This is a genomic window from Cupriavidus gilardii (assembly GCF_013347325.1).
GTDB classification, from domain to species: Bacteria; Pseudomonadota; Gammaproteobacteria; order Burkholderiales; family Burkholderiaceae; genus Cupriavidus; species Cupriavidus gilardii.
Window position 1 is genome coordinate 536,527 of record NZ_CP054626.1, and the last position, 19,570, is coordinate 556,096.

General features: G+C 70.8%; 15 protein-coding genes. 7 read left to right on the forward strand and 8 right to left on the reverse strand.

The features are described 5' to 3' along the window. The first annotated feature begins 14 nt into the window (after positions 1-14). Both FOB47_RS12615 and FOB47_RS12620 read left to right on the forward strand, forming a co-directional pair. Entirely contained in the window at positions 15-881 is an 867-nt protein-coding gene (locus FOB47_RS12615) for an adenosylcobinamide-GDP ribazoletransferase (protein WP_226994823.1), read from the forward strand. After that, complete coding sequence (locus FOB47_RS12620) at positions 866-1,507, forward strand: histidine phosphatase family protein (RefSeq protein WP_174781234.1); 642 nt, start codon at positions 866-868, stop codon at positions 1,505-1,507. Before FOB47_RS12615 ends, FOB47_RS12620 begins: the two co-directional genes overlap by 16 nt. Before the next feature lie 78 nt (positions 1,508-1,585). Here FOB47_RS12620 and FOB47_RS12625 read toward each other — a convergent pair whose 3' ends face one another. The 4 genes from FOB47_RS12625 to cobU are packed head-to-tail and all read right to left on the reverse strand — an operon-like array spanning position 1,586 to position 5,329. Then, positions 1,586-2,542 carry a cobalamin-binding protein gene (locus FOB47_RS12625; protein ID WP_174781235.1) on the reverse strand — a complete coding sequence of 319 codons (957 nt, stop codon included), beginning with the start codon at positions 2,540-2,542 and terminating at the stop codon, positions 1,586-1,588. 14 nt (positions 2,543-2,556) lie between these two features. Beyond that, entirely contained in the window at positions 2,557-3,624 is a 1,068-nt protein-coding gene (gene cobD, locus FOB47_RS12630) for a threonine-phosphate decarboxylase CobD (RefSeq protein ID WP_174781236.1), read from the reverse strand. Next, complete coding sequence (cbiB, locus tag FOB47_RS12635; RefSeq protein ID WP_174781237.1) at positions 3,621-4,613, reverse strand: adenosylcobinamide-phosphate synthase CbiB; 993 nt, start codon at positions 4,611-4,613, stop codon at positions 3,621-3,623. The genes cobD and cbiB overlap by 4 nt, the downstream gene beginning before the upstream one ends. After that, positions 4,607-5,329, reverse strand: a complete 723-nt coding sequence (gene cobU, locus FOB47_RS12640) for a bifunctional adenosylcobinamide kinase/adenosylcobinamide-phosphate guanylyltransferase (RefSeq protein ID WP_174781238.1) — start codon at positions 5,327-5,329, stop codon at positions 4,607-4,609. The genes cbiB and cobU overlap by 7 nt, the downstream gene beginning before the upstream one ends. Positions 5,330-5,540: 211 nt before the next feature. On the opposite strand from cobU, the gene FOB47_RS12645 reads away from it, so the two are divergent. Beyond that, entirely contained in the window at positions 5,541-6,998 is a 1,458-nt protein-coding gene (locus FOB47_RS12645; RefSeq protein WP_174782410.1) for a cobyric acid synthase, read from the forward strand. Between the two features lie 115 nt (positions 6,999-7,113). Next, positions 7,114-8,313, forward strand: a complete 1,200-nt coding sequence (locus FOB47_RS12650; protein WP_053821140.1) for a PepSY-associated TM helix domain-containing protein — start codon at positions 7,114-7,116, stop codon at positions 8,311-8,313. Between the two features lie 49 nt (positions 8,314-8,362). Here the strand turns inward: FOB47_RS12650 and panC are convergent, their stop codons facing one another. From panC to FOB47_RS12665, 3 genes are all read right to left on the reverse strand, one after another. Then, positions 8,363-9,211 (reverse strand): pantoate--beta-alanine ligase, encoded by an 849-nt coding sequence (gene panC, locus FOB47_RS12655; RefSeq protein ID WP_053821141.1) that lies wholly within the window; start codon positions 9,209-9,211, stop codon positions 8,363-8,365. 46 nt (positions 9,212-9,257) lie between these two features. Further along, complete coding sequence (locus FOB47_RS12660) at positions 9,258-10,136, reverse strand: segregation and condensation protein A (protein WP_053821142.1); 879 nt, start codon at positions 10,134-10,136, stop codon at positions 9,258-9,260. 67 nt (positions 10,137-10,203) lie between these two features. Then, positions 10,204-10,392, reverse strand: a complete 189-nt coding sequence (locus FOB47_RS12665) for a DUF3460 family protein (RefSeq protein ID WP_006579309.1) — start codon at positions 10,390-10,392, stop codon at positions 10,204-10,206. A 182-nt stretch (positions 10,393-10,574) separates the two neighbouring features. Here FOB47_RS12665 and FOB47_RS12670 point away from each other — a divergent pair, with 182 nt between their 5' ends. From FOB47_RS12670 to FOB47_RS12680, 3 genes are all read left to right on the forward strand, one after another. After that, entirely contained in the window at positions 10,575-12,416 is a 1,842-nt protein-coding gene (locus FOB47_RS12670) for an autotransporter assembly complex protein TamA (RefSeq protein ID WP_174781239.1), read from the forward strand. 100 nt (positions 12,417-12,516) lie between these two features. Continuing rightward, the gene (locus tag FOB47_RS12675; RefSeq protein ID WP_174781240.1) at positions 12,517-16,740 is read left to right on the forward strand and encodes a translocation/assembly module TamB domain-containing protein; all 4,224 of its coding nucleotides are present in this window, start codon (positions 12,517-12,519) and stop codon (positions 16,738-16,740) included. Positions 16,741-16,804: 64 nt separating this feature from the next. Next, on the forward strand, positions 16,805-17,353 hold the full coding sequence (locus tag FOB47_RS12680) for an outer membrane protein assembly factor BamE domain-containing protein (protein WP_006578135.1): 549 nt from the start codon (positions 16,805-16,807) through the stop codon (positions 17,351-17,353). A gap of 109 nt (positions 17,354-17,462) precedes the next feature. Here FOB47_RS12680 and metG read toward each other — a convergent pair whose 3' ends face one another. Continuing rightward, positions 17,463-19,547: a methionine--tRNA ligase gene (gene metG / locus FOB47_RS12685; protein WP_174781241.1), complete on the reverse strand. Its 2,085-nt coding sequence runs from the start codon at positions 19,545-19,547 to the stop codon at positions 17,463-17,465. Positions 19,548-19,570 lie beyond the last annotated feature (23 nt).

A 19,570-nucleotide genomic window follows, 5' to 3' on the forward strand; every position in this document is an offset into this window, starting at 1 on the left:
TCGCCATCCGCACCATGACCAACATGCCGACCGAGCCCACGCCCGAGCCGCTGCAGGATCGGCGAGACCAGCAAGCCGAGCAACCTCGGCGGCCGACCCATCCGCTGCTGCAGCGGCCCTGCGACGAACTGCGCTACCTGCTGACCGCGGTCGGCTATTTCACGCGCGTGCCGGTGCCCGCCTGGGTCGGCTTCGCCCCGCACTATCTGCATGCCGCCGCGCGCTGGTTTGCGCTGGTCGGCCTGATGGTCGGCGCCGTCGGCGCGCTGGCGACGCTGGCCGCGTGGCTGCTGTGGCCGCCCGCGGTCGCGGTGCTGATCGGCATCGGCGCGACGCTGCTGCTGACTGGCGCCTTTCATGAGGACGGCCTGGCCGATTGCGTCGATGCGTTTGGCGGCGGCTATCGGCGCGAGGACGTGCTGCGCATCATGCACGATTCGCGCATCGGTGCCTTCGGTGCGCTCGCGCTGGTGCTGGCCCTGCTGCTGAAATGGCAATTGCTGCTGGCGCTGGGCCAGCGCGGCGGCCTGCGCGAACTGCTGCTGGTGCTGGTGGCCGCGCATGCCGCCAGCCGCGCGATGGCGGTCAGCTATCTGGCGACGCTGGACTACGTACGTGCCGAGGGCAAGGCGAAGCCGGTCGCGCAGCGGCTGTCGCCGCGCGGGCTGGCGCTGGTGCTCGCCTGCGGCGCGCTGCCGTTGCTGGCGGTCGCGCCGGGCTTCGGTGTCGCCGCGATCGCCGCGCTGGCGCTGCTGCGGCTGGTGCTCGGGCGCTATTTCGTGCGCCGCATCGGCGGCTATACCGGCGACTGTCTCGGCATGGCCCAGCAGCTTGGCGAACTGCTGATCTATCTGCTGGCGGCGGCATGGATCTGGTCCTGATCCGGCACGCGCATCCCGCGGTCGACGACGGGGTCTGCTATGGCCGGCTCGACCTGCCACTGATGGAGCCGATGTCGCCGGCGGCCGATGCGATCGTGCGCGCCGCGTCGGCGGCGGCATCGGCCAACGGCGTGCCGGCTCCCGCGCGGATCGTCTGCAGTCCCGCGCAGCGCGCCCATGTCACCGCGCAGCGGATCGTGCAGGCCTGCGCCGCGCAAGCCGGGCGAGAGGGCCTCGCGCTTGACGCCGATGCACGTCTTCACGAACTTGATTTCGGCGCCTGGGAGGGCCAGCGCTGGGACGCGGTACCGCGCGCCGGCCTGGACCAATGGGCGGCCGACCTGATGGATGCGCGCCCACACGGCGGCGAATCGGCGCGCGCCGCGTACGCGCGCGTTGCAGAATGGGCTGACTCGCTGCAAGCGCCTGCCGCCGCCGCCGAGCGCTGCCTGTGGGTGGTCGGCCACGCCGGCCCGATGCGAATGCTCGCCGCGCATTGGCTCGGCCTGCCGTTGTCCGTCACGCTGGAGTGGCAGCTCGGCTGGGGCGCGAGCTGCGGCGTCCGGCTCGATCGGGGCGCCGCGCGGCCGGGGCGTCTGTTGTGGTGGAACCGCACGGCGGGTTGAGGGCCAACGAGGGCCAACGAGGGCCGACGCACCGGGCTCCGCACTGCCCCCCGCACTGAAGGCCAGGCCCGCGCCGTGCTACTGCGCGGGCCGCCGGCTCCGTGCGACCTCCAGCTGCCGGCACACGATCCCCGCGGCATCGATCGCACGCGGTCCCGCCCGATTGATCAGGTCGCCGTCGATCGTGAACAGATTGCCGCGTGCCACCGCCGTCAGCTGCGGCCAGCGCTGCCATTGCGCGAAGTCCGCCAGCGGCCGGTCCGCCGGCGTCGCGCCCATGCTGGCCGTGATCATGGCCTCCGGATTGCGGGCGATGACCGCTTCCACCGAAATGGTCGGCACCAGCGGCGTCTCGTCGGCGAATACATTGCGGCCGCCGCACAGCGCCAGCATGTCGCTGACCATATGCTGGCCATTGAGCGTCATCAGCGGCTGCTGCCAGACCTGATAGAACACCGACACCGGCGGCCGTGCGGCATGGGCCTTGCCCAGCGCGGCGATGCGCGCGCGCAGGCGCTCGGCCGCGGCATGCGCGGTCGGGCCGGTGCCGAGCAGCACGCCGAGCTTCTCGATATTGTCCGGCACCGCCGCCAGCCGCCGCGGCTCGCTGTGGAACAGCGGCAGGCCCAGCGCGCGCAGCCGCTCCGTCTGCTTCTGCGCGTTGCCATGCCGCCAGACCACGATCAGGTCGGGCTTGAGCGCGGCGATCCGTTCGAGATCGAGCGCCTTGTTGTCGCCGACCCGCGGAATCGCGCGCGCCTCGGGCGGATAGTCGCTGTAGTTGACAGTGCCGACGATGCGCTCGCCCCCGCCCGCCGCGAACAGCATCTCGGTGACGTGCGGGGCCAGCGACACGATGCGGCGCGCCGGCTGCGCCAGCGTGATGGTCTGGCCGGCGTCGTCGACGACGGAGACCGCGGCGCGCGCGTCGATCGGCAGGATGGCCGCGAGCGCCGCGGCAAGCGAGACGATGGCGGCGAGGCGCGTGGCGGCGCGCGGCCGGCGCCGGCGGAACGGGAACGGCAATACGGGCATATCGGATCGGAACGTCAGAGCGGAACAGTGGTGGCGAGGGCGTCGGCAAGCCGCTGCCAGCAGGCCTCCCGGTCGGGCGGCAGCCCCAAGCGCAGGCTCGGCAGGCCGGTGGAAGGCGGCGACGCCAGGGACGGCGCCGGTGCATCGAACAGCCGGGTCCAGACGCCCACATGCGCCAGCGCCTGATGCAGCCGCGCGGCGTCCGCATGCGGCACCCAGGCGAACAGCGGCAGGGTGACCGGCGCCAGGCCATGCCGGCGCAGCAGCGCGTCCAGACGCGCGCTGGCCAGGCGCAGACGAGCCCGCGTGGCGGCCTGCCAATCGGTGTCGCACAGCGCCAGCCGCGCCACCGCGCGTGCCGGTCCGGACACGGTCCAATGGCCAAGGCGTTCGGCCAGTGTCTGCAGCAGCTTGGGCTGCGCCAGCACGAAGCCGCAGCGCACGCCGGCCAGTCCGTAGAACTTGCCCAGCGAGCGCAGTACGATCAGGCCGGCACGGCCGCTGTCCGCCGCCAGCGAGGCACCGCCTTCTTCGCCAGCCGACGCATCGGCAAAGGCCTCGTCGAGCAGCAGCGTGCCGCCGCGCGCCGCCAGCGCGGCATGCCAGCCCAGCAGGCGCTCGCGTGGCACGATGCGCCCGGTCGGATTGTTCGGGTTGACGACCACCAGATGATCGAGGCCATCGGCGAGCGCAGGGCACGAGAAGTCCGCCTCGTCCAGCGGCACCACGCGATGACCGGCGGCGGCGAAGGCTGGCGCGTATTCGCTGTAGCCGAGCGCGGCGATGCCGACGCGGCCCGCCGGCAGCAGCGCGGGCAGCGTGCGGATCGCGGCCTGCGAGCCGGCGACCGGCAACGCATGCGGCGCGCCGTAAGCGCGGGCGGCGATCTGTGCGAGACCATCGTCGTCCTGCGGCAGCCGCTGCCAGCAATCGGCCGGCAACGGCGGCACCGGATAGCCGTCGGGGTTGATGCCGGTCGACAGGTCGAGCCAGTCGGACGGATCGCGGCCATAGCGGCGCGCGGCGGCCAGCAGATTGCCGCCGTGGCGGATCGGAGGGGGAAGGGAATGCGGGTGATTCATCGCGACAGCGCCAGCAGTTGGTCGACGATGCCGTACGCGACGCAGAGGGCCAGCCACAACCATAGCGTTCGCCGCACCAGCCGCAGGCTGGCCAGCACGTCGGCGGCGCCGGGCGGCTCGCCCTCGCCGAGCGGCGGGCGCGCTTCCCACTGGCCGTGGTAGCGGGCCGGGCCGCCGAGCGCGACGCCCAGCGCACCGGCGCCCGCGGCCATCACCGGACCGGCGTTCGGGCTGGACCAGGCCGGCGCCTGCATGCGCCAGCAGCGCAGCGCGCGCGCGGTCGAGCCCAGCAGCGCGTAGGACAGCGCGGTCAGCCGGGCCGGCACCAGGTTCAGCAGATCGTCGAGGCGGGCCGCGGCCCAGCCGAAATGCAGCAGCCGCTCGGTCCGGTAGCCCCACATCGCATCGAGCGTATTGGCGAGCCGATAGGCGATCGCCGCCGGGGCGCCGCCGATCAGGAACCAGAACAGCGCGCCGAAGATCGCGTCGTTGCCGTTCTCGAGCGCCGATTCGCAGGCGGCCCGGGCCAGCGCCGGCGCATCGGCGTCCGCGGTGTCGCGCGAGACGATGCGCGCGGTCAGCTGGCGCGCTTGCGGGAGGTCGTCCCTGGCCAGTGCACTGGCGATCGGTTCGATATGCTGGCACAGGCTGCGCGCGCCCAGCGTGGCATACAGGCCCAGCGCCTGCAGCAGCCAGCCCAGCCACCCGCCGGCGAACTCGGTGGCGGCCGCGATCAGCAGCGCGGCCAGCGCCGCCGGCCCCAGCACCAGCGCGAACCAGGCCGCCAGCCCGATGCCGCGTTGGCGCCAGCGCGGTCCCGGCCGGTTCAGGCAGCGCTCGGCGGCATCGGCGAGCCGGCCGAAGCCGACCAGCGGATGCCGGCGGCGCGGCTCGCCGAGCCAGCGGTCGAGTCCCGCCCCGGCGAGGGCCGTCAGCGCAATGGCGGCTCCCGGCGCCAGCGGCGCCGCGGGCCACAGCGAATTCACCATGCCGGGTCCGGTCCCTTGATCGCAACCGGCAGACCGGCGACCAGCAGCCGCACGCGGTCCGCCGCGGCGGCCAGCTTCTGGTTCAGGCGGCCGAGCTCGTCGACGTAGAAGCGCGTGATCGCGCCCATCGGCACCACGCCGAAGCCGATCTCATTGGAGACCAGGATCACATGGCCGGGCAGCGTCGGCAGCGCGGCCAGCAGCGCGTCCATTTCCTCGGTGAAGGCCGGCGGCGGCGTGATCACGCCGTGTTCGGGATAGGGACGCTTGTCGAGAAAGATCAGGTTGTTGAGCCAGACCGTCATGCAGTCGACCAGGATGCAGCCGTCCCGGCGGGCATGCGCGTACAGCGCGTCGGCCAGACGCAGCGGCTCCTCGACCAGATTCCAGTCGGCCGGGCGGCGCGCGCGATGCAGCGCGATGCGCAGCTGCATCTCCTCGTCGGTTTCGTCGGGATCCTCGCGTGCGGTGGCGATATAGGTCACCGGCCCGCCGGTGGCCACCGCGTGATCGGTCGCCAGCTGCTCGGCGTAATGGCTCTTGCCGGAACGGGCGCCGCCCAGCACCAGCGTCAGTTCGCGCGGGCCGGGCCTGGGCAGGCCGACGGCCGCCTGGGTCGCTACCGCGATGGCCGCCTCGCCGGCGGGCAGCGCGACATCGGACGGCGTATCGGCTGGGCCGGTGCCAGCGGCGTGAGGAGGGACCTTGGGTTCCATCCGGGTATTGTAGCGGCCGCATCGCATGCCGACAGGGCGGATCCACGTGGGATCGGCGCGGAATGAGCCGGCGCCGGCAATGGCCGCTCGGGCCGATGCGATAATCGCCGCGATGCAAGCCCTTCCCCAATCCGCCACGCCTGCCAAGCCCGCTGACCCTGCCGGCCCTGCGCCAGCCTCCGTGCCGTGGTCCGCGCTGCGTGGCACGCTGATGATCCAGGGCACCACCTCCGATGCCGGCAAGAGCACCGTCGTGGCCGGCCTGTGCCGGCTGCTGGCGCGTGCGGCGGTGCGGGTCGTGCCATTCAAGCCGCAGAACATGGCGCTGAACAGCGCGGTCACCGCCGACGGCGGCGAGATCGGCCGCGCGCAGGCGCTGCAGGCCCAGGCGGCCGGGCTGGCGCCGCACACCGACATGAACCCGGTGCTGCTCAAGCCGAGCAGCGACACCGGTGCGCAGGTCATCATCCACGGCCGCGCGCGGCTGGACCTCGATGCCCGTGCCTATCACGAATACAAGCCGGTCGCGATGCAGGCGGTGCTGGCCTCGCACCGGCGCCTGCGCGAGGGCTACGACGTGGTGCTGGTCGAAGGCGCCGGCAGCCCGGCCGAGATCAACCTGCGCGAGCGCGACATCGCCAACATGGGCTTTGCCGAGGCGGTCGATTGTCCGGTGGTGCTGGTCGCCGATATCGATCGCGGCGGCGTGTTCGCGCATCTGGTCGGCACGCTCGATTGCCTGTCGCCGAGCGAGCGCGCACGCGTCAAGGGCTTCATCGTCAATCGCTTCCGCGGCGATATCTCGTTGCTGGAACCGGGGCTGGACTGGCTGCGTCAGCGCACAGGCAAGCCGGTGCTGGGCGTGCTGCCGTATCTGCACGGGCTGCATCTGGATGCCGAGGACGCGGTGGCGGCCTCGCAGTCGGCCAAGGACGACGGCGCGCCGCGCCTGCGCGTGATCGTGCCGGTGCTGCCGCGCATTTCGAACCATACCGATTTCGATGCGCTGCGGGCCCATCCGCGCGTGGACCTGTGCTGGATCGGGCCCGGCACGCCGATCCCGCCGGCCGATCTGATCGTGCTGCCGGGCAGCAAGAGCGTGCGCGCCGACCTGGCCTTCCTGCGCGAACAGGGCTGGGACCGGGCGCTGCTGCGCCATCTGCGCTATGGCGGCAAGGTCGTCGGCATCTGCGGCGGCATGCAGATGCTGGGGCGCCGCATCGAGGACCCGGACGGACGCGAAGGCGCGCCCGGCGGCAGCGACGGCCTGGGCCTGCTCGATTTCGCCACCGTGCTGGCGGCCGACAAGCAGCTGCGCCAGGCGCGCGGCACGCTGGCGCTGCCTCAGGGGGACGCCAGCGTTGCCGGCTACGAAATCCATCTGGGCGTCACCGAGGGGCCGGCGCTGGCGCGGCCGGCGCTGCGGCTCGAAGACGGCCGCGCCGACGGCGCGCTGTCCGACGATGGGCAGGTGCTGGCCACCTATCTGCATGGCCTGTTCGACGATCCGGCGGGCTGCGCCGCGCTGTTGCGCTGGGCCGGCCTGGACGGCGCCGACGGGGTCGACCTCGCCGCGCTGCGCGAAGTCTCGCTCGAGCGGCTGGCCGATACGATGGCCGCGCATCTGGACCTGGCGGCCTTGCTCGCGCCGCTGCGGCATGCGGGCTGACGCTTCAGGCCCGGGCCCCGGGTGACACGGTCCCGCAAGGACCGGCCTGCTACACTTGTCGGCTTTGTCAGCCCTCCAGCGCGCCGGTCATCGGGCCGCGCCATCGTTCCGCACCATGGTTACCGGCCGCCTGCGCGTCCTGCTCGTCAAACTCCATCTGTATATCGGCCTGTGGCTCGGCTTGCTGTTCGTGCTGCTGGGGCTGACGGGCACCGTGCTGTCGTGGCGCCACGAGATCGACGCCGCGCTCAATCCCGAACTGCTGGTGGCCTCGGAATCGGTCACGCTGCCGCTGCGGGCGGACACCGTGCAGCAGGTGGTGGCGCGGCTGAAGGCCGACCCGCAGTACGGCAAGCCCAGGATGCTGATGCTGCCGGTGTCGGAGCGCGACGTCTTCATCGCCTGGTACCACGTCAAGGAGCCCGGCACGGGCAGCGTGGTGCCGGGGCGCTCGCGGCAGGTGATGGTCGACCCGGTCACGCTGGCGATCAAGGGGGAGCGGGTCTGGGGTCAGCCGGGGCTGTCGCGCCCGCTGCTGATGCCCACGCTGTTCCACCTGCATCACTATCTGCTGGCCGGCGATACCGGCAAGACCGTGGCCGGCGTCGGCGGCATGCTGCTGCTGTTGACGGTGCTGGCCGGCATCGCGCTGTGGTGGCCGAAGCTGAAGGTGCGTGCGATCGTGCAGGCGTTCCGCATCACGCACGGCGGTTCATGGTGGCGGCTGAACTATTCGCTGCATCGCGCTGGCGGCATCCTGGCCGCGCCGGTGCTCGCGACCATCGCGTTTTCCGGCTGGTATCTGAATCTGCCGAAGTGGGTCACGCCGCTGGTCGGCAGCGTGATGACGGTCACCGCGCCCGCGCGGCCGGCTTCCACGCCGCCCTACGAGGGTGCCATGCCGATGGGCGTGCAGCAGGCCGTCACGGCGGCCCAGGCGCTGTATCCGCAGGCGATCGTGTCGCGCGTGTCATTCCCGCGCCAGCCGACCGACGCCTACGAGATCCGGCTGCGCCAGCCCGGCGAGGTGCGCCAGGGCAGCGGCGCGACGCGGCTGTGGCTCGATGCCTATACCGGTGCCCGCCTCGGCGTGCGCGATCCGCTCGCCGCGCCGGCCGGCGACACCGTGCTGAACTGGATGTACCCGCTGCATACCGGCGAGGCGTTCGGCATGCCGGGGCGCATCTTCATTTCCGCGTTCGGGCTGGCGCCGCTGCTGTTCGCGTTGACCGGCGTGCTGATCTGGTGGAAGCGCCAGCGCGGCCACCGGCGCCATCTGAAAAAGACCGAGCAGCGGCAGGCGGCCCGCCGCTGATGCCGTGCCCCGCGCGTGCGAGCGCGCGCGGGCGCAGCGGTCCGTCTGGCTAGATTTCCAGATTGTCGATCAGCCGCGTGGCGCCGAGCTTGGCGGCGGCCAGCACCACCAGCGGTTCGCCGGCCGCGTATTCGTCGCGGCTCGGTGCCTGCAGGTTGCTGCGCTTGCGGATCGAGACGTAGTCGGGCTTCCAGCCGCGGGCCTTCAGCGCGTCGAGCGCCTGCGCCTCGACCGCGCTCAGCTCGGTGCCGCCGCCGGCATTGGCCAGCACCTGGTCGCGCACCTGATGCAGCGTGCGGTACAGCGTCGGCGCCTCGGCCCGCTCGTCGGCCGACAGATAGCGGTTGCGCGACGACAGCGCCAGGCCGTCCTCGGCCCGTACCGTTTCCGCCGGCACGATGTCGATCGGCAGCGCGAACTGGTTGGCCATGCGCCGCACGATCATCAGCTGCTGGTAGTCCTTCTTGCCGAACACGGCGACGCGCGGCTGCGTGCACGAGAACAGCTTCATCACCACCGTGCAGACGCCATTGAAGAAGCCGGGCCGGAACTCGCCCTCGAGGATGTCGCCCAGGTCATGCGGCGGGTCGACGCGGTATTCCTGCGGTTCCGGATACATGTCGCGCTCGGTCGGCGCGAACAGCACGTAGACGCCTTCCTTCTGCAGCTTCTCGATGTCGTCCTGCAGCGTGCGCGGATACTTGTCGAAATCCTCGTTCGGACCGAACTGCAGCCGGTTGACGAAGATCGAGGCCACCACCGGATCGCCGTGCTGGCGCGCCAGCCGCATCAGCGACAGATGGCCTTCGTGCAGATTGCCCATGGTCGGGACGAAGGCGATCCGGTTCTGGCCGCGCAACTGGTCGCGCAGCTCGTGAATGGAGGAAATGACTTTCATGGATGCGTGTACTGCTCGTCAGGAAAAGCGCGCGGCGGTGCCGGGGCTATGCGGGGGTATAGGCCAGGCGCACGTAGATCGGCGCATAGGGCTCGGCCTGGGTGATTTCGACCAGGGACTCGCGCGACAGCTCCAGCATCGCGATGAAATTGACCACCACCACCGGCACGCCCTTGCCCGAGCGGATCGCATCCTCGAACAGCTCGGTGAACTCCATGAAGCGGGCATGCTGCAGGCGGCGCAGGATCTGGCTCATGTGCTCGCGCACGGACAGTTCCTCGCGCGAGATCTTGTGGTGCTGGTTCAGCTTGGCGCGCTTGAGCACGTCGGCCCAGGCGGCCTGCAGATCGGTGGTGTCGACGTCGGGGAAGCGCGGCGCCAGGCTCTGCTCGATGAAGACCTGCGAGCGCAGGAAGTCGCGGCCCAGCTGCGGCACCTGGTCGAGCTTCTGCGCGGCCAGCTTCATCTGCTCGTATTCGAGCAGCCGGCGCACCAGCTCGGCGCGCGGATCTTCGGCGTCCTCGTCGCTGTCGGCCTTCTTGACCGGCAGCAGCATGCGCGACTTGATCTCGATCAGCATCGCGGCCATCAGCAGGTATTCGGCCGCCAGCTCCAGGTTGCTCTTGCGGATCTGCTCGACATACGCCAGGTACTGGTGCGTGACCTGCGACATCGGGATGTCGAGCACATTGAAATTCTGCTTGCGAATCAGGTACAGCAACAGGTCCAGCGGCCCTTCGAACGCCTCGAGAAAGATCTCGAGCGCGTCGGGCGGGATATACAGGTCCTGGGGCAGCTGGAACAGCGGCTCGCCGTACAGGCGCGCGAACGCCATGCCGTCGACCGTCTCCGGCGAGGTGCCATCGGGCGCCACGCTGGGCAGCTCGAGCGCGAGCGCGAGCTTGTCCTGTTCGCTATGGTTCATGAGTGGGGCGGATCTGCACGCATCGCGGTCGTCGGCAGGGACTGCGGCGCCGGGATGCGTGCCGGCATCAGTCCAGCGAGTAGACGTAGGGCTTCTGCGGGACCCGCGATGCCTCGGCGCGCTGGCGCTCCTCGAGGTCGATCGGGGCCTTGTCCCACAGCAGGGCGCGGCCTTGGCGCTGTTCCGCCTCCAGCGACGGGCGCTCCTGCTTGAGCGCCTTCAGGAACTGGGTGATGTCGGATTCGTACATGGCCATGGCAGGAAAGCTATACAGAATGCAAAAGGGGAATGGAAAACTGCCGCGATTCTACCGTATTGCCATGCCGCGGCGGGCTTTGCCGGCCCCGGGCGCTCGGGGTTTGCGGATCGGGCGGCCGGGTGTGGTCAAATAGCGACTTTGCCGGATCGCAACGACGGATGATATTGGACCTCGGGATCATGCGCCTCGGATTCCGCCGCCCCCGGGCCTGCGGCGCGGCGGCGCCCGCGCCCTCGCCGGCCTCGCGGCGGCTGGCCCCGATACTGGCATTCCCGCTGCTGGCATTCCCGCTGGCGCTGCTGTTCGCCATGCTGCCGGCGCCGGTCCAGGCGGCCTACCGGGTCCAGGTGGAGGCGCCCGAGCCGCTGAAGGACATCCTGGAAGAGCATCTGGACCTGGTCCGCTATCGCGAACGCGCCGACCTGGGCGAGGACCAGATCGCCTACATGATCGAGACGGTCGGCGACCAGGTCCGGGCCTTTGCCGCCACCGAAGGCTGGTTCGATCCGCAGACCACCACCCGCGTCGAGGGCAGCGGCGACAGCCGCGTGATCCACGTGACGGTCGACCCGGGCGCGCGCACGCTGATCCGCGCGGTCGATGTCGATGTGCGCGGGCCGGCCGCCACGCGCTCGCCCGAGCAGGTCGCCGCGATGCGGGAGAAGTGGGGCCTGCCGGTCGGCGAGCCGTTCCGCCAGTCCGACTGGGACAAGGCCAAGGAGGACGCGCTGGTCGAGCTGCAGAGCAACGCCTACTACGGCGCCAGGCTGGCTGCCTCGCAGGCGCGCATCGAGCCCGAGGAGCGCGCCGCCGATCTGAGCGCGAGCTATGACAGCGGCCCCGCCTACCGGATGGGCGCGCTGACGGTGCGCGGCACCCGCCGCTATCCCGAGCAGATCGTCCACAACGTCAATCCGCTGTACGTCGGCGAACCCTACCGTGTCGAGCGGCTGCTGGAACTGCAGCGCGCGATCCAGAACCAGCCATATTTCTCCAATGTCCAGGTCGAGCTCGGCGATCCGGTCGCCGATGCCGACGGCAACGGCGAGACGGTGACCGCGCCGGTCAATGTGCGGGTGCGCGAGTATCCGGTTCATCGGATCGTTTCCGGCGTCGGCTACAACACCGATACCGGCGCGCAGGTCGAGGGGCGCTACGCCTATTACAACCTGTTCAACCGCGCCTGGATCTTCGATTCGCAGGCCCGCATCGAGCAGAAGCGCCAGTACGCCTTCGCCGAGATCGCGATGCCGCCGGACAGCAAGACCTATCGCAACAGCGTCTACGGCAGCTACGAGCGCACCACCGACATCGAGAACACCGATACCCGGAGCTGGCGCACCGGTGTGCGCCGCTCCCGCACGCGCGAGCGCTACGACACCGCGCTGTCGCTGGACTTCTACTACGACGACCTGCGGCCCTACGATCAGCCGCGCCAGCTGAGCAAGGCGCTGGTGCCGCAATATGCGTGGACCCGGCGCGATGTCGACAACCCGGTGTTCCCGCGCCGCGGCAATATCATCAACACGCAGGTCGGCGCGGCGGTCGAAGGCTTGCTGACCGACCAGACCTTCGTCCGCCTCTACGGCCGCATCCGGCAATACATTCCGGTACGCACGCGCGACCTGATCGTGGCCCGGCTCGAACTCGGGGCGGACCTGACCAGCGGCAGCGCCGACAAGATCCCGGCCACGCTGCGCTTCCGCGCCGGCGGTACCGATTCGATCCGCGGCTACGGCTACCAGTCGATCGGCACGCGGCGGGGCGCCAGCGTGCTGCCGGCCAAGTACCTGGCCACCACCAGCCTGGAGTACCAGTACTGGTTCAAGCCCGACTGGGGCGCGGCGATCTTCTGGGACGCCGGCACCGCCACCAACAACCCCGACGGCGTGCGCATCTACCACGGTGTCGGCATCGGCGCGCGCTGGCGCAGCCCGGTCGGGCCGGTCCAGCTCGACGTCGGCTACGGCATCCAGGAGCGGCAATTCCGGCCGCATATCTCGCTGGGAGTGGCATTCTGATGGCGATGCGTCCTCCGTGCCGGCCGGCACCGGTGCATCTGCCGAGCGCCCGGATCGCATCGCTCGCCACCGTCCCTGCCGCCTTCCCGAGCCCCGGCGCATGAGCACGCCCGACCTGCCTTCCGTTCCCGCCCGCGGCAGCGAGCCGCCGCGCGCGCCGCAGCCGCGGCGCCGGCGCTGGCTGTGCGTGTTCGGCATCGTGCTGCTCGCGCTGGTGGCGCTGATCGTGCTGCTGGCGGTGGCGCTCGGCGCGGCGCTGCGCACCGAGCGCGGCTCGCGCGAGTTGTGGTCGCTGGCGACGCGGCTGTCCGCCGGCGTGCTGGCCGGCCAGTATCAGGGCGGCACCTTCGCGCACGGTCTTCAGCTGCGCGACGTGGTATTTGCGCAGGGCGATACCCGGGTCGGCGTCGATCGCCTGGACGGCAGCTGGTCGCTGGCCTGGCATCTCGGGCCCGGCCGGGCGCGGCTGCATGTGGCCGCGCTGCGGCTGGGCAACGTCGACGTCCGGCTGCCCCCGTCCGAGGACAAGCCCGACCAGCCGCCGCCGACCTTGCCCGATTCGCTGTCGCTGCCGCTGGCGATCGACATCGATGCGCTGACGCTGGCGCGGCTGTCGATCCTGCGCGGGCCCGAGGCGACCGCGTCGCCGCTGGTGTTTTCCGATCTGTCGGCGGCGCTGCATACGGACGGCAGCCGGCATCGGCTGACCGTCGATCGCCTGGTCACGCCCTACGGCAAGCTGTCGGCCAACGCGCAGCTCGCCGGCGAGGCGCCGTTCGCGCTGAACGGCGAGGCGCTGCTCGAAGGCGAATGGCAGAAGGAGGCCTACAACGTCAGCGCGCGCGCCGACGGCACGCTGCAGGCGCTGCGTGCCGATATCGAGGCGAGCGGCGACCGGCTGCGCGGCCGCGGCGAGGTCGAGCTGACGCCGTTCGGGCCGGTGCCGTTCACGCGCCTGCGGGTCGATGGCGAGCGCATCAATCCCAGGCTGTTCAATCCAGCCGCGCCGCAGGCGAACCTGTCGGTGCATGCGGAACTGCGGCCGGTGGACCGCAGCGGCGGCGCAGCGGCGCCCGCTGCGCCGGGGGCCGCGTCCGCGCCGGCCAATGTTCCGGCAGCGCCGGCGCCCTCGCCCCCTGGGGCCAGTGTGCCGGCCGCCTCGGCTCCTCGATCGTCGGCATCGGCCGCCCCGGGCGCCGCCCCGTTGACCGTGGCCGGCGAGGTATCCATCCGCAATCACGAAGCCGGGCCGCTCGACGCCGAGCGGCTGCCGGTGCAGTCGGTGCGCGCCACGGTCGAGTTGAGCGAGGCCGCCCAGCATGTCCGCGACCTGCGCGTGGCGCTGGCCGGCAATGGCGAGATCGCCGGCAGCGGTTCGCTGCGCGAGGGCCGCGGCGGCTTCGATCTGGACGTGCGCCGGCTCGACCCGCATGCGCTGCACGGCAAGCTGCGCAGCGCGCGGCTGTCCGGCCCGGTGATCGTGCGGCTCGAGCCCGGCCGCCAGAGCGTGGCGCTGGACCTGGGCGGCGGCGAGCTCAAGCTGTTCGCCGACGCGCGCATCGACGCCGATGCGGTGACGCTGGCCGCGCTGCGCCTGGGCGTCGCGCAGGGAAGCCTGCACGCCGAGGGCAGGCTCGGACTGAAAGAGCAGCAGCCGTTCAGCTTCAAGGGCCGCATCACCGATCTGGACCCGGCGCGGCTCGCCAGCGTCGCCAAGGGGCGCATCAACGCGAACATCGACGCCTCCGGCACGCTGGCCGGCGAGCCGCGCGTGGCGGCGGACTTTTCCATCGGCGACAGCGAATACGCGGGGCTGCCGATGACCGGCGGCGGCAAGGTCCGGCTGGCCGGCCAGCGGCTGCTGCCGAGCGAGGCGACGCTGTCGATGGCGGGCAACCGCGCCGACCTGCGCGGCAGCTTCGGTGCGCGCGGCGACCGCATGACGGTGGCCGTCGACGCGCCGCAGCTCGACCGCCTGAAGTTCGGCGTGGGCGGCACGCTCAAGCTCGACGCCCAGGTCAGCGGCACCTGGCAACGGCCCGAGGTCACCGCGACCTACGATGCGCGCGCGCTGTCGATGGGCCCGCATCGGGTCGACAGCGCCAGCGGCAACGCCGATCTGCGCGGCGGCATCGATGGTCCGCTGCGCTTGCGGCTCGACGCGCGCGGCTATCGCGGCCCCCAATTGACGATCGGCACGCTGCAGGCAAGCCTGGACGGCACCCAGGCCAGGCACAGCTTCCGCGTCCAGGGCGAGGGCCGCGTGCGGCGCCGGCCGCTGCAACTGCAGGCCGCCGGGCAAGGCAGCTGGAAGAACGGCACCTGGACCGGCACGCTCGATACGCTGGAGGAGCGCAGCACCGTCGAACTGCGCCTGCTGACGCCGGTGGCCGTCAGCGCCGGCTCGCAGCGGCTGACGCTGGGCGCCACCCGCTTGCAGCTGGAGCGCTCGACCATCGTGCTGGACAGCCTCGACTGGGACCGCGGCCGCATCCGCTCCAGGGGCCAGCTCAGCGGCCTGCAGGTCGGCCATCTGCTGGAACTGGCCGAGATCTTCACCGGCGAGGCGCCGCCGCTGCGCTCGGACCTGGTGCTCGATGGCGAATGGAACCTGAATCTGGCCGAAACCGCGGCCGGCTTTGCCGAACTGCGCCGCCGCAGCGGCGACCTGTCGGTCAATGCGGGCCGCGGCTTTACCACGATGGGACTGGGCCAGACCGTGCTGCGCGCCGAGGCCGCCGGCAACCGCCTGCAGCTGCGTGGCAGCGTGGTGTCGTCGCGCCTGGGCAACGCGAAGGTCGACGCATTCGCCGGGCTGATGCCGGAGCAAGGCGTGCTGACGGTGACGCCGGCCTCGGCGCTGGGCGGCCAGGTTGCCTTCGACGTGCCGCGCCTCAAGGCGCTGGAGGCGCTGACCGGACCGCAGTACGCGTTCGAGGGCCGGCTGGCGGCGGCGATGCAGCTGGCCGGCACGGTAGGGGCGCCGGTGCTGACCGGCACGGTCAACGGCGACGATCTGGGCGTCACGCTGTACGACCTCGGGATCCGGCTGACCGATGGCATCGTCCGCATCGTGCTCGACCGCAACGTGATCGAGCTGCGGCAGGTGCGGTTCCGCGGCGGCGACGGCACGCTGACCGCCAGCGGCAATGTGCGGCTGGGCGAGGCCGACCCCACGCTGCGCGCGCGCATCGTCGCCGAGCGGCTCGAACTGTTCGCCAGCCCGGAGCGCACGCTGGTGGTGTCGGGCAATGCCGATATGGCCAACGAGAACCGGCAGTTCGTGATCCGCGGCAAGTTCCGCGTCGACCGCGGACTGTTCGACCTGCCCAAGGCCGGCGCACCGGTGCTCGGCGACGACGTGGTGATCGTGCGCAAGTCCGACCGGCGCGCCGAGCGCGACGTGCGTACCGCCGCCACGCCGGCGGTGCCCGAGTCGCAGCCGACCAGCCGCTTCGCCCCGGTGATCGACCTGTCGGTCGACCTCGGCGACCGCTTCCGCTTCCGCGGCGCGGGTGCGGATTTGCTGCTGGCCGGACGCCTGGGCGTCAACAGCGAGCCCTTGACGCCGCTGCGCGTCACCGGCACCGTGCGGGTGGTCGACGGCACCTACGAAGCCTTCGGCCGCCGTCTGCAGATCACGCGCGGCATCGTCAATTTCAACGGCCCGGTCGGCAATCCGAACCTGAATATCCGCGCGATGCGGCTGAACCAGGAAGTCGAGGCGGGGGTCGAGGTCACCGGCACGGTACGGTTGCCGCGGGTGCGGCTGGTGTCCGAGCCCAATGTTCCAGACGAGGACAAGCTGTCATGGCTGATGTTCGGTTACGGCGCCGAGAGCGCAGCGGCGGGGCAGCAACAACAGTTGAGCGGCGGTGCGCTGGGCGGCGCGGCGCTCGGCATGCTGGGCTCGAAGGCGGGCAAGGGCATCGTGCAGCGATTCGGCATCGACGAGTTCTCGATCGGCCCCAGCACGGCGGGCCTCAGCGATCAGCAGGTGGTCAGCGTCGGCAAGGCCGTCAGCGAGAAGATCTCGGTCGGCTACGAGCAGAGCCTGACCTCGGCGGCCAACGTCGCCAAGCTGACCTGGGCCTTCTCGCGGCGCTGGTCGCTGATCGCGCGCGGCGGCTCGATCAACGGGCTGTCGCTGCTGTTCAACCGCCGCTTCGACAGCTGGAGCCAGCTGTTTTCAGGATCGACAACACGGCGCGAGGGCGCCAGGAGGGAGCAGGATGCAAGCACCGGAAGCACCGACGGGGACGCCGACAATCCGCCCACGCCACCCACGGCACCGGAAGGGCCTGCCGAGGCCATCAAGCGATGACGGCGGCCATGGTCCGGGCAGCGGCGTGGGCAGCGGCCGCCGGTCCGCGCGCGGGATCGCAGCGATGGGACTGATCGCTTCGGTGCTGGCGCTGTTCGGCTGCGACCAGCGCAAGGTCGACGAGGCGCTGAACAAGGCGGGCGATGCCGCGCGCTCGGCCTGGCAAACGATCCAGCCCGACAGCCAGTTGTTCAAGGGGATCGAGCCCGGCGTCTCCAGCGAGGACGACGTCCGCCGCCAGGCCGGCAAGCCCGAGATCGTATGGGAAGAGGAAAACGGCGCGCGCCGTCTCGAGTATCCGCGCGGGCCCGAGGGCGCGACCACCTGGATGGTGACGATCGGTGCCGATGGCAAGGTCGGCGCGATCGAGCAGGTGCTGACCGCGGAGAACTTTCAGCGCGTGCGCGCCGGCATGAGCCAGGACAGCGTCCGCCGCATGCTGGGCAAGCCGACCAAGATCGAGGCCTTCCGCCTGAAGCAGGAGACCGTGTGGGGCTACCGCTGGTGGGAGACCTCGCAGGACAAGGCCTTCTTCAACGTGCACTTCGGCACGGACGGGCTCGTCACGCATACCTCGCGCAGCGACGATCCGTCGAAGGTGCAGGGCGGCTGACCGAGGTCTGCCGCCCCCGCGCAGGCGGGGGCCCAGCGGCTTTCCACGAGCGCCTGGTCAGGCACTGGGTCCCCGCCTGCGCGGGGACGACAGGTCGATGCGCTGCTGCTCAGCGAATCCGCATGCCGGGCACCGCGCCCGCATGCGGTTCGAGGATGTAGAGGCCCGGCGCCGCCTTCTCGTCGGCCGCCGAGGCCGCCAGCACCATGCCTTCGGACAGGCCGAACTTCATCTTGCGCGGCGCCAGGTTGGCGACCACCACGGTCAGCTTGCCGACCAGCTGCTCCGGCTGGTAGGCCGACTGGATGCCCGAGAACACGTTGCGGGTCTTGCCCTCGCCCAGGTCCAGCGTCAGCTGCAGCAGCTTGTTCGAGCCCTCGACCTTGCGGCATTCGACGATGCGCGCGACGCGCAGGTCGACCTTGGCGAAGTCGTCGATCGTGATGGTGTCGGCGATCGGCTCGATGCCTGCGCCGGCCGCGCCATTGCCGGACCCGGCCTCGGCGCCGGCGGCGGGGGTGGCCTGCAGCGAATCGCGATTGGCCGCGAGCAGCGCGTCGATCTGCTTGGCGTCGACCCGGGTCATCAGGTGCGAGTACGGCTTGATCGGGCTGGTGCTGCTCAGCTGGCGGTCGATCGCGCGCCAGTCCAGCGGCTCGACATTGAGGAAGGCCTCGACGCCGGCCGCGACGTTCGGCACCACCGGCTTCAGATAGACGGTCAGCAGCCGGAACGCTTCCAGCGATACCGAGCAGGCCGCGTGCAGGGCGGCCCGCTTGGCCTCGTCCTTGGCCAGCTCCCACGGCTTTTCGGCATCGACGAAGGCGTTGACGGCGTCGGTCAGCTCCATCACCAGGCGCAGCGCCTTGCTGTATTCCCGGCCCTCGTACAGCTCCGCGATCTGCGGCGCGGCCTGGCGCAGCTGCTCCAGCAGCGGGTGCGACAGCGCGGCGTCGTCGACGCGGCCGTCGAAGCGCTTGACCAGGAAGCCCGCGGCCCGGCTCGCGATATTGACGTACTTGCCGATCAGATCGCTGTTGACCCGCGAGACGAAGTCGTCCAGGTTCAGGTCCAGGTCTTCCATGCTGGCGTTGAGCTTGGCGGCGAAGTAGTAGCGCAGCCATTCCGGGTTCATGCCCGTGTCGATATAGCTCTGCGCGGTGATGAAGGTGCCGCGCGACTTGCTCATCTTGGCGCCGTCGACGGTCAGGAAGCCGTGCGCGAACACATTGGTCGGCGTGCGGTAGCCCGAGAAGCGCAGCATCGCCGGCCAGAACAGCGTGTGGAAGTACAGGATGTCCTTGCCGATGAAGTGGTATTGCTCGGCGGTCGAATGCGGGCCGACCCAGGCGTCGAAGTCGATGCCCTTGCGTTCGCACAGGTTCTTGAAGCTGGCGTAGTAGCCGATCGGCGCGTCCAGCCAGACGTAGAAGAACTTGCCCGGCGCGCCGGGGATCTCGAAGCCGAAGTAGGGCGCGTCGCGCGAGATGTCCCAGTCCGACAGCGTGGAGGCCTCGCCGTCGCTGCCCAGCCACTCCTGCATCTTGTTGCTGGCCTCCGGCTGGGCCAGGTCGGCCACCCACTCGCGCAGGAAACTCTCGCAGCGCGGGTCGGACAGCTTGAAGAAATAGTGGGTCGAGGACTTGCGCACCGGCGTCGCGCCCGACACCACCGAGTACGGGTTCTTCAGGTCGGTCGGCACGTAGGTGGTGCCGCAGACCTCGCAGGAGTCGCCGTACTGGTCCTTGGCGCCGCACTTCGGACACTCGCCCTTGATGAAGCGGTCCGGCAGGAACATGTTCTTGACCGGGTCGTAGAACTGCTCGACCTCGCGCTCGGCGATCAGGTCCTCGGCCTTCAGCGCCAGGTAGATCTTCTCGCACAGCAGCCGGTTCTCCTCGGAGTCGGTGCTGTAGTAGTTGTCGAACGACACCAGGAAGCTGTCGAAATCGCGCTTGTGCTCGTTCCAGACGCGGTCGATTAGCTGCTTCGGGGTGATGCCTTCCTTCTCCGCGCGCAGCATCACCGGCGTGCCGTGCGTATCGTCGGCGCCCACGTAATAGACCTCGTTCCCCATCATGCGCTGGAAGCGGACCCAGATATCGGTCTGGATGTATTCCACCAGGTGGCCGATATGGATCTGGCCGTTGGCGTAAGGCAGGGCAGATGTGACGAGGATGCGACGTGCTGTCATGGGGAATGCCGGTCGGGAAGCGG

Excerpts from the sequence above, each read along its gene's own strand:
- FOB47_RS12645 (WP_174782410.1), top strand. The coding sequence starts at position 5,541 with ATGATCCAGGGCACCACCTCCGATGCCGGCAAGAGCACCGTCGTGGCC.
- panC (WP_053821141.1), bottom strand. The coding sequence starts at position 9,211 with ATGAAAGTCATTTCCTCCATTCACGAGCTGCGCGACCAGTTGCGCGGC.
- cobD (WP_174781236.1), bottom strand. The coding sequence starts at position 3,624 with ATGAATCACCCGCATTCCCTTCCCCCTCCGATCCGCCACGGCGGCAAT.
- cobU (WP_174781238.1), bottom strand. The coding sequence starts at position 5,329 with ATGGAACCCAAGGTCCCTCCTCACGCCGCTGGCACCGGCCCAGCCGAT.
- FOB47_RS12675 (WP_174781240.1), top strand. The coding sequence starts at position 12,517 with ATGAGCACGCCCGACCTGCCTTCCGTTCCCGCCCGCGGCAGCGAGCCG.
- FOB47_RS12680 (WP_006578135.1), top strand. The coding sequence starts at position 16,805 with ATGGGACTGATCGCTTCGGTGCTGGCGCTGTTCGGCTGCGACCAGCGC.
- cbiB (WP_174781237.1), bottom strand. The coding sequence starts at position 4,613 with ATGGTGAATTCGCTGTGGCCCGCGGCGCCGCTGGCGCCGGGAGCCGCC.
- FOB47_RS12625 (WP_174781235.1), bottom strand. The coding sequence starts at position 2,542 with ATGCCCGTATTGCCGTTCCCGTTCCGCCGGCGCCGGCCGCGCGCCGCC.
- metG (WP_174781241.1), bottom strand. The coding sequence starts at position 19,547 with ATGACAGCACGTCGCATCCTCGTCACATCTGCCCTGCCTTACGCCAAC.
- FOB47_RS12660 (WP_053821142.1), bottom strand. The coding sequence starts at position 10,136 with ATGAACCATAGCGAACAGGACAAGCTCGCGCTCGCGCTCGAGCTGCCC.
- FOB47_RS12665 (WP_006579309.1), bottom strand. The coding sequence starts at position 10,392 with ATGGCCATGTACGAATCCGACATCACCCAGTTCCTGAAGGCGCTCAAG.
- FOB47_RS12650 (WP_053821140.1), top strand. The coding sequence starts at position 7,114 with ATGGTTACCGGCCGCCTGCGCGTCCTGCTCGTCAAACTCCATCTGTAT.
- FOB47_RS12615 (WP_226994823.1), top strand. The coding sequence starts at position 15 with ATGACCAACATGCCGACCGAGCCCACGCCCGAGCCGCTGCAGGATCGG.
- FOB47_RS12670 (WP_174781239.1), top strand. The coding sequence starts at position 10,575 with ATGCGCCTCGGATTCCGCCGCCCCCGGGCCTGCGGCGCGGCGGCGCCC.
- FOB47_RS12620 (WP_174781234.1), top strand. The coding sequence starts at position 866 with ATGGATCTGGTCCTGATCCGGCACGCGCATCCCGCGGTCGACGACGGG.